Source organism: Cohnella nanjingensis (assembly GCF_014212125.1).
In the GTDB taxonomy this organism is placed as follows: Bacteria; Bacillota; Bacilli; order Paenibacillales; family Paenibacillaceae; genus Cohnella; species Cohnella nanjingensis.
Genome location: NZ_JACJVP010000027.1, coordinates 90,708 through 100,198 on the forward strand (window position 1 = coordinate 90,708; position 9,491 = coordinate 100,198).

The window sequence follows — 9,491 nt, forward strand, 5'->3', positions numbered from 1 at the left end:
GCTAGAAAGTGGTCGGCTCAAGCCTCTCCCTGGATGGTGTAGACGTAGTTCAGTCGCCCTTCCGGCGCAACGTCGCCATATCGATAGAAGTCCATTGCATCTCCTTCGTTCTGCATATGGTCGACCCACTTGAATTCGAGCCGCTGCGGCTGCTCCGACCGAACCAGGCCGAGAAGCGTCCGCGGCAGCGCGAGATGCAGCTCGTTGCCGCTCGCCGCATAGCGGACTTCGCCCAGCGGCTCCCAGTTCCAGCCGCCCGCGCTGCGTTCCAGCAGCGTCGCGGAGTCTCCCGTCACCTGCCGATTGACGATATAGTGATACCCTTCCCATCCCTCGTCGGCCCTTCCGGGCACCCGAAGCAGCAGCATCATCCAATGCCGGTCCGTGCGCGGCGTCAATGCCGCTCGGGTCCTCGCGTAGAAGCAGACTTCGTCCTCCGTATGCGCGGCCTTGAACAGGGCGAGATCGTTGCGTCCGGTGTCGTCGCGATAGCGGAGCTCGCCGTAGCCCGGATGGTTCCGGGGCGCGGTATCCCCCGCGAAATCCCGGTATTCCGACGCGACGTCGTCCCAAGCGCGGAAATCCGGCGCCATCGGGATCGGCGCCGCGAGCCGCGAGCCGCCGAACGTGTCGTCGGGCATGCCTTTGAAGCGCCGGATATAACCGATCAAATGCATGTAGTAGTTGTCGTTGTACCCGCCCTTCATCGGCTCGATATCGCGACTGAAGTTAAGCGTCGCTTGATCGACGAACAGTACAGGCCGCTCGTCCGGACCGGACAGCCGCATCGCGACCCATTCGTTCCAGCCGGTGACGAAGACGATCCGCGGGTCTTCGGCCAGCGCGAATGCCCACTGCTCCGCGACGTTCGCGCCGCGATGGATCGCCTCCGCCGACGCCGCGGCGCCGCTGTCCGCGCCCTCGTGATAGCCCCTCCCCCAGTTGTCCCCGTATCCGTAGAAGGGTGTATCGCTCATCGCGACGCTGGGATGTTGGGCGACGGATACGCTCACGATCTCCTTCTCGCCCCGATCGTTGAAGAATACCCGCTGCGGACGCTCGAACTCGATCCAGGGGAACCCGTTCGTCTTCGCCGGTTCGTTCGGCCACTGATTCAGCCGGAAGGTGAAGAATTCGTGATGCTCGGCGTCGCACGCTTCCGGATCGCCGATGATGAGCGGCTTGCCTTCCCAGCGGAACCACAGCGACGGATAGCGTGCCGGCTGGTAGATGTCGCGATAGAGCGCGGCAATCGTCTCGCCGGAATCCGTATTCGTGTAGAAGGCGAATTGCGGAATCTTGAACCCCTGCTCGGCAAGCTCCGCCATGATACGGAACAGTTCGTCGTATACCCGCTTATAGGTGGTCGCGTTGGTCGTATCGAAGACCAGAAAGTCGACCCCGGCCGAGGCGATCAGCTGCACATGCTTGCGCAGCACCCAGGCGTCGTCGTTCAGATAGTAGCCATAGAGCGGCTCCCCCCAGAAATGAAAGGCCCCTTCGGGTCCCCAGGCGGCATGCGCACGATCGCGCATCGCTTCCGGCCATCCGGCGACGATGTCCGAATTGTCGTAAGGTCCCATCGTCCCGTGCTGGCCGAGCCACAAGAAGTAAAAGAGGCCGACGAAGCGATTCGGACGCGAAGGCCCGACTTCGATCCGGGTCGGCAATCGCCTCCCGAGACCGTCGATGCCGCCCCACCGGTCGACGCGATATCCCATGCCGTCCGTCATGACAAGTCCACCGCCTTCTCCCACCGCCAAATAAAGTATTCTTACTAAACACATAATATACTTAATAATGGTTTATATCAACAGAATATACATTGCCTTTTTCAAAAAAACTGCGCTCCATGCGGAGCGCAGTAAGGTACGACGTACAGATCATCGATGGCGGTCCTTCGGCAAGGAAGGATTAATCCGCGGCAGAGGCGTACGCCCCGATCCGGTCCAGCTGGAATTCCGGATTCCAAGCCATGTCGCTGCCTGCCGCGCGGAACGCGATCTCGATCTGCTGCACCGAAGTTCGGCCCGCCCAGCCCGCGATAGGCGCCTCGATCCGGTTCCATTGGTCCGGCGCGACGGACGCGTTAAAAGTATAGACGTCTCCGTCGCCGCTGCGCAGCGTGACCCGCGTCTCGTAGGATGCATTCGGCACGCCGCCGTAAGCGTCGATATCGTATGCGAACACGGAGGCTCCGCTGAGATCGAGCGGCCGGCCAGGCGCCGCCTGCACGGTCCGCCACGCCGAAGCGGCCACGGACGCCGAACGGGCCGATAGGGCGGATTGGCCTTCGCTCGGCGTGCCCGGACCGTTCGGGAAGGAGGTCACCGTGGTGACGCTCGCGACGTTCTCGCCCGCCGTCCATCCCTGCACGCCATCTTCGAAGGTATAGAGAAGGCCGTCGGCAGGTCCGCCTCCCGGCGGGCTATCCTGCAGGACGAAGGTGAATTCGGCGTCCTGAACCTTCAACGTGACGGAGGGCGCTTCGCCTTCCTTCGGGTCGTACTCGGAAACCTGGAGGGTGAACGTCTTGCGCTGATCGGTGCCCAGTCCTTCGAGCGTCAGAGACTTCGGCTCCAGCTTCAGCCCCTTGCTTGCTTCGACTTGCATCTTCTTGAGCGGATCCGGACTGCGGTTGGTGACGGCGACCGCGATCTGCGCCCCGGCTTCCAGCTTCGGCGAAGCCAGCTTGGCCTCTACCTCCACGTTCGGATGCTTCGCATCGGCTTTCACCGTCTTGGCAAACCCGGCCTCGTCGATCTGGATCTCGCCCTTCCATGGCGCGCCGCCCTCGGATCGGACCCAGATCTTGACGCGATCGACGGCGCCTGCGCCCTTCCATCCCCGAAGCGGCAGCGCCAGCGGCGCCCATCCCGCCGCCGGGTTTAGCTTCGCCGTCCCCTCGACGCTGTCGGCGCCGCTGTAGGCGATGAACTTGGCATCATAGACATTGTTCGCGTCCGCGCCCGGCAGCCGGATCGCCGCCGTGAAGTACGGCGTCTTCGCCGCGTCAACCGGCGAAGCGAACGTCCGCTGTACGCCCGCCCAGTTCATCGCGTAGGCGCTGTTCACCTTCGCCGTCAGATAGCCGGCGCCCGCGTAGGCGTCACCCGTATCGACGCGGATCTCGCTCACTTCGTCCGAAGCCTGGTAGCCGTCGGTGCCTGACTCGAACCCGGCGATCTCGCCGAACTTGTCGTCTTTGCCCCCGGCATGGATCCGTTCGATGAAGTCGAGTCCGTTCAACTGCGGCCAAGAGCGATCGGCGAGCTTCGACGGATCGAAGTTCGGGATGGCGTCCGACCAATCCCGGATGCCGATGATCGCCTTGGCGAAAGCAGTCGCCTCCAGCGAACGGTCCGTATCGATCGCCTGGAACACGTCGTAGCTGACTTTGTGCCGATAAGGCGTGACTACCGTGCCCGGCGCGTGCGTCCATAGGCCGAGATTGAGGCCGCCTTCCTGACCGTGGTCGACATGGCGATGCAGGATGAAGGCGTCGATGCCGTCCAGGAATTTGACCTTGTAGTACGCGTAAGCGTAGGCGGCGGCTTGCACCTGTTGATCCGCCTCGGAGTTCGACAGGCTGTGGAAGCCCTGCTCGGACAGGATAATGCGGCGCATCGCCCCGTCGTACAGATAGTCGGGCTGCTTCATATAGTCCACGAGCACGTCCAGGTTCTTGAACGTGATCCGCTCCGTGTCGAAGGACGCCGTCGCCGTCTTGTCGTTCCAGAAGCGAGGCTCGAACAGGTTCTCCGGATACGGGTGGAACGCGATATTCCAGCCGAAGTCGCCCTCCGCGCGCGTAAGCTGGGTCAGCCGGTCGACGATCGCTTTGTTGTCGTACTTCCACAGCGAGTCGTCGCCCAGATTCTCGTTCCAGAAATGATCGAGCGAGACATAGGTCCTGGCATTGGCATATGCCGACTTCACGATCGTGTCGATCAGGCGCAGCGTCTGCGCGTATTCCCGCACGTAGTCGCCGATCTTCTTGGGACCCATATTGTTCCAGACCTTGTTCTGCCCGATCTCGTTGCCAACGATATAGTTAACGGCTCTGCCGTGCGCCTGGTTCTGCTCGGAATAGCGCTCCGCGAGGAACTTGGTCACGGCCTTCACGTAGGCGACGCCTTTCTCGTTCGCCGTATTCAGCGCGTAGACCGTGCCGCCCGGCTGCGCGTCCGGATGAAGCAAGTATTCGTTCGCGGACTCCGGATCCTTGGAATCGTACATGATCAGGATCAGCGAGACGAGGATCCCGTTGTCGGACAGGCTCTTGATCTGCCGGTCCAGCTGCTCGATCCGGTCTTTGCGGAAGTAGTACGGCTTGCCTTCCACTTCGTAAGCGATCGTATTCTCCGGATGATTGCCGGCTTTGTACGTGAGCTCGTTGTAAGCCACGTTCAGCGCCGCATGGCTGATGCCGAGCTCCTGCGCGTCCCCCGTCATCTGCACCTGCAGCCCCTTGATGCTCCGGGCCGACGGGTAAGGCTCCCAGTTCGCCGCCGTCTCCTCGGGATTGGCGACATATTGGGGCGCGGCCAGGAGGGTATACGCGCCGTCCGCGGCTTTGGAGGCGACGGCGAACTTGGAGTAGAGCCGGCTGCGCTCGCCTTCGCTCAGCCCCGTCTCGAACGCGAACGCGCTCGCGAGCTCCACCTCCGCGATCGGCGTCTTGGCCGCGAGGAACGCCTTCGGATCTTCATAGGTGGCCAGTTCGAATAGGTACAATTGTTCGCCCGGATGAGCCCCCACGTAAGACGGATCGACGGAGCCCGCGACGGCGATCCGATCGGCGCCTTCTATCCGCGCTTTGGCTTGAGCGGGATAGGGGGCCTCCAGCACCGGCAGGCTCTTGAACCGGATCTGGTCGATCGCGAGCGTGCCCGTAGACGCGGGCAGGAGGAACCGGAACGCCGTCAACCGGCCGCTCCACGCCGGGTTGTCGGAGAAGTTGAACTCCCGGGTGAAGGCGCCTTCGGTCGGGATGGCGAAGGTCTTGGACCGCTCTACGCTCCAGTCGCCGCCATCCATCTTCCACTGCACCGTCAACTCGCCGGCGCCCGTGCCGTTCGTCATCGCGACCGCCATGCCGTTGCGCTGGCCGGCGTCGAGCCGCAGCGCCGGCGACTCAAGCACGCCCGCTTCGCCGTTCATGCGGTAGACCAACGCGCCGCCGGTCGCCGACACGTCCCCGCTCGGCGAGGTGAAGCCCTCCGTGTCTCCCTCTCCCGTAAAGCTGAGATCCAGTACATTCGTAGCCGCGATACAGTCGATCTGGAAGCGGCCGTCCCAGTAATCGTAGCCGGGGGCTCCGGGCTCGATGCCCGCCAGATCGAAGTTCTGCATGAACGAGATCTCCATCTTGGCGACCGTCCCCTTCCCCGGCCAATCGCCAAGCTTGATGAAGATGCGGTCCCAGCGGTCCGGCCGGATGGTGGCCACGCTCTCGAGCCGGTCGTCGCCGCTGTACAGATTCACCTTCAACACGTAGTCGGCCGAAGCCTGCCATCCCCAGCTGTTCGCCGCCAGAGCCAGGTAGCGGTAACCGGACAAGTCGAGCGGCTCCTCGAACGATCGATAGATGGTACGCCAATCGTACACCTTGACCTTCTCGGGCACTTGCTCCAGCGCGCCGGCGCCTTCGTACGGCGAATTGGGGCCGTTCAGAATGCTGGTCGCGAAGTTGATCTGCTTCGTGTTGGTCCCCGCCTTCCAGGTGGCGACGTCGGCGGCCGTATTGAAGTCGTTGATGATCCGTGCGGGATACATCTCCTCTCCCTTCGCGACGTTCGCGGTTGCGTGCAAGCCGGGATCGTACGGCCCGGCCGATACGACGGCGGCCAGCAGGAGCTGGAGCACCAGCATCATGGACAGTGCGGCCGACCCTTTGGACAAACGCATCATAACCCTCCTCCAGCATTCGAAATGGTTAAAATCACCAATAATATAACAACAAAGTATTCTTTGAACAATATACTTTGATTAATGTATACGTAATTAGTTTTAAAGACCTATATATTCGTCGGAACATGCTCAAAAAACCTCCTTTCCCCCGGTTCAAGGAGCAGCGGAGACGAAGGCAGAACCTTGTCACACAAACAAAATGCCCCCTCGCGGGGACATTTGCGTATGCTTATGGTTTGGGATACGGGCTTCGGAAAAATAGTTCTTCGCCTGCGATCGCAGCAAGAGCTATATCTTTTTCACAAACAGAACCCGATCCTGACGGGCTCCGTCATAATCCGCAAAGACGGGAACGCCGTCGACTTCCTTATCCCCCTTCTCCGCCTCGAACCCCATCTTCGTATGATAGGCGATCGAAACTTGGTTTGAAGGAGACGTTACGCATCGGACCTCATTTCGGCCAAGCCGCTTCACGGTTTCGAAAAAGACTTCGTAGAGTCGTTTTCCGATATGATGCTTTCTGTAAGCCGGATGGACGCCCGCAAAGTGAATATACGCTTCATCGGAATAAGTCTGGGATAAAAAGCCGATCAGAAATCCTACAATTCGTCCCTCCTTTTCCGCAATGAAACTTGTCGCGTTGAAGTGATCGAAAAACAGTTTCGGCAGCATGTCGGACATCGGCCGTCCGCCCCACCAATCATTAATCAGCGGTGAAATCAAAGCGTAGTCCGACCCTTTCGCGGAACGAATGTTCATCCTTATCTCCCTCCTGCCCATAAAAAAGGCGGATTCCGCGTCCCTGCGCAAACCCGCCCCAAGCGATCCGCGGAACATCCGCGGCCTCCTATTCAAGATAAAGCGTATCACAACGCAGGACGCATGCCAAGAAAGCCGCGGGCCGCAATGGCCCACTACGCGGGACCGCGTGGTGAAACGGCGAAACGACCGGTGCCCCGCCGGCTGCGAGGGCTTGGCCAAGTTGTGCGCCGAGCAGCCGGCCGAGACCCTCGGACCGGATTACCCGGGGGCGTTCCTCATCCGCTCCTGCTCCACCAAATGATGGCGCAGCCGATGCAGATAGTCCGGCGCATCCAACGGATCGGAGACGATCAGTTCGACGATGCACAGCCGGTTCGGCCGCTCCCTCTCGCAGGCCGCGATCGCGTCGTCCAGCTCCCGATTCGTTCGCGCCTGCGCCGTGAAGGCTTGGCCGCCGAAGGCCTCCGCCAGCTTCGTATACCGCCAGTCGGGAATTTGATTGTAGGCCTGGTTCGCGGTCTTGACGTTCAAATATTTCTCGATCGTGTACCCGCCGTTGTTCAAGACGAAGACGATGGGACGGCAGCCGAAGTACAGCATCGTGCTGATCTCTTGAACGGTCAACTGCAAGGAGCCGTCTCCCGTGAACAAGAGTACGCGTCTGTCCGGGGCCGCGATCGCGGCGCCTAATGCCGCCGGGGTGGCATACCCGATACTCTGCCAGCCCTGCTGGCAGATATAATCGGCACCGGCCGGAAGTCGTACCTGCGACATCCCGTAGGCCAGCGTTCCGGTCTCGACCACCACGATATCCTTTTCCTTCAGCATTCGCTGAAGCCGAGGGTAATAAGATGCGGCGCGGATCGGCTGCTCCGGCTCTCCGACCATCCGGTCGTAAGGGAAGGCGACCTGCGGCATCGCGCCGCTGCGCTGCCGACTCACCCCTCGAAGCCCGGCGAACAGCTCCATCGCCGGTACTTGATCATATGTCGTATCTCCGACCCTGACCGCCCTCGGCTGGATGTCGATTAGCCGTCCGGCATCGAGCTTGGCCGTGTCGTTCGCGGAATTGACATCCGTCCAGACCAAGCCAGCCGAGAGGATGCAGCCGGCTCCCTCGACGATCTTCCGCACCTGTTCGCTGCCGAAGGCGCCGCCATAGACGCCGATGTAGTTCGCATGCTGCTCGTCGAACGCCCCCTTGCCCAGCAGCAGCGATGCCGCAGGCACATTCAGGCTCACGGCCAAATCGCGTACGGCTTCGCGCCATCCGAACCGGAGCGTCAGCATATCCGCAAGCAGCACGGCTCGATCCGCCGTATTCAACATGCGCTGGATATGATCGATCGCGGCCTGCAGCGCAGCTGGATTCGTCGCCGCCGGCGCAGCCGCCGGGGCGGCGCCAAGCACGATCGGCCGGGTGACCAAGTCGATCGCGACGACCAGATACACCGGCTTGCGCGTTTGCTTGGCCGCGCGGATGGCGGCCGGGATCTCAATCGCCGCGTTCTCCGGGGTCAAGACGGCCGTATAGGCGGACAAGTGCGCGTATACGTTCCGGAATACGTCGTAGTTGCCGTCCAACAGCGTATGGTGCATCCATTTATGCGCCTGCTGGTCGGCGGATTTGGGCGCGCCCACGATATGAATGATCGGGACGCGTTCGCTGTACGCGCCGGCAATGGTGTTGCAAGCGCTCATCTCTCCCACGCCGAACGTGGTGATTAGAGCGGACATGCCGCGGATGCGCGCATAGCCGTCCGCCGCGTATCCCGCCCCCAGCTCGTTGCGTCCGTTGACGAACCGAATGCCTTCGTACCGTTCCAACGTGTCGAGCAGGCTGAAGTTGTAATCGCCCGGGATGCCGAAGATCTCGAAGATGCCCTCCGCCTTCAAGCTATCGTAGAGGTACTGTCCCAGCGTAGGGGATGTTGTCGGCCGGGAACCTGGAACCGCCGCAACCATATTCGTTGACACCCATTCAACCTCCCGTCTCTGGACATGACTGCCTTTAATTTGCCCGGTATGGCGCCTGCTATTCCCTTCAACCGACTTCGCTCCGGCCCCCACGCCCGAACCCCCAGCCCTGTAAAAGATCGCAAGGCCGATGCCATGATAGGCATCTCCGGCAACGGCAAAGCCCCCCGGTCTTCCGAGGGGCTCGTTCAGGCATGGGTCCGGCGGTACTCCGAAGGGGTCATCTTGTCGTGCTCTTTGAACTTCCGCATGAAGTAGGTGACGTTCTCGTATCCGGATAGATTCGCGATATTGCTGATCTTGTAGTCTTCCGGCCCGGTCAGAAGCCGAGCCGCCGCCGCCATCCGGATGCCGCTCGAATATTCGTTGAACGTCCGGCCGGTCTCTTGCTTGTACAGTCGCGACAAATAGGCCGGATTGAGATAGTCGGCCTCCGTCGCGGCGTAGAGCGAGACCTCCTTCCCATAGTGGGTTTGCAGATAGCCGACGATGTCCATCACCGCCTTTTTGGTGCCGGTCTTGCGGGATTCGGCGATCCGGTCGACCGCTTCCGCGACCAAGGCGGTGAACCATGTCTTGAGTTCGTCCATCGTCCCCATGCGTTCCAGACGGCCTCTTGCAGACCGCTCCGGTCGAACGGCAGGTCCGCGTCGTCGGATGCCAAACCGCAAGCTCGACCAGCGTCTCCCGAATGCTCCGCATCGCCTTTATATTTTGTCCGCCGTCAGCTCGCGGAAGTTCGTCGCCCACAGGACGGAGGGCGGCAAGGACTTCGGATCTCCGGACATGCAGACCTCCAGACCTCCGGACCTCCGGACCTCCAGACCTCCAGACCTCCA

At 61.5% G+C, this 9,491-nt stretch carries 5 protein-coding genes; all 5 read right to left on the reverse strand.

Annotation, left to right across the window (positions count from 1 at the left end; genetic code table 11):
• Positions 1-17: 17 nt before the first annotated feature.
• Positions 18-1,733 carry a hypothetical protein gene (locus H7C19_RS17570; protein WP_185143968.1) on the reverse strand — a complete coding sequence of 572 codons (1,716 nt, stop codon included), beginning with the start codon at positions 1,731-1,733 and terminating at the stop codon, positions 18-20.
• 181 nt (positions 1,734-1,914) lie between these two features.
• Positions 1,915-5,910, reverse strand: a complete 3,996-nt coding sequence (locus H7C19_RS17575; protein ID WP_185143969.1) for a DUF5722 domain-containing protein — start codon at positions 5,908-5,910, stop codon at positions 1,915-1,917.
• A 291-nt stretch (positions 5,911-6,201) separates the two neighbouring features.
• The gene (locus H7C19_RS17580) at positions 6,202-6,672 is read right to left on the reverse strand and encodes a GNAT family N-acetyltransferase (RefSeq protein WP_185143970.1); all 471 of its coding nucleotides are present in this window, start codon (positions 6,670-6,672) and stop codon (positions 6,202-6,204) included.
• A gap of 261 nt (positions 6,673-6,933) precedes the next feature.
• Positions 6,934-8,640, reverse strand: coding sequence for an alpha-keto acid decarboxylase family protein (locus tag H7C19_RS17585; RefSeq protein WP_185143980.1), 1,707 nt, complete (start codon positions 8,638-8,640; stop codon positions 6,934-6,936).
• Between the two features lie 200 nt (positions 8,641-8,840).
• The gene (locus H7C19_RS17590) at positions 8,841-9,242 is read right to left on the reverse strand and encodes a helix-turn-helix domain-containing protein (protein ID WP_221469310.1); all 402 of its coding nucleotides are present in this window, start codon (positions 9,240-9,242) and stop codon (positions 8,841-8,843) included.
• Positions 9,243-9,491 lie beyond the last annotated feature (249 nt).

What these genes read in the sequence shown, in the direction of transcription:
- H7C19_RS17570 (WP_185143968.1), bottom strand. Translation starts at nt 1,733, where the DNA reads ATGACGGACGGCATGGGATATCGCGTCGACCGGTGGGGCGGCATCGAC.
- H7C19_RS17575 (WP_185143969.1), bottom strand. Translation starts at nt 5,910, where the DNA reads ATGCGTTTGTCCAAAGGGTCGGCCGCACTGTCCATGATGCTGGTGCTC.
- H7C19_RS17580 (WP_185143970.1), bottom strand. Translation starts at nt 6,672, where the DNA reads ATGAACATTCGTTCCGCGAAAGGGTCGGACTACGCTTTGATTTCACCG.
- H7C19_RS17585 (WP_185143980.1), bottom strand. Translation starts at nt 8,640, where the DNA reads ATGGTTGCGGCGGTTCCAGGTTCCCGGCCGACAACATCCCCTACGCTG.
- H7C19_RS17590 (WP_221469310.1), bottom strand. Translation starts at nt 9,242, where the DNA reads ATGGACGAACTCAAGACATGGTTCACCGCCTTGGTCGCGGAAGCGGTC.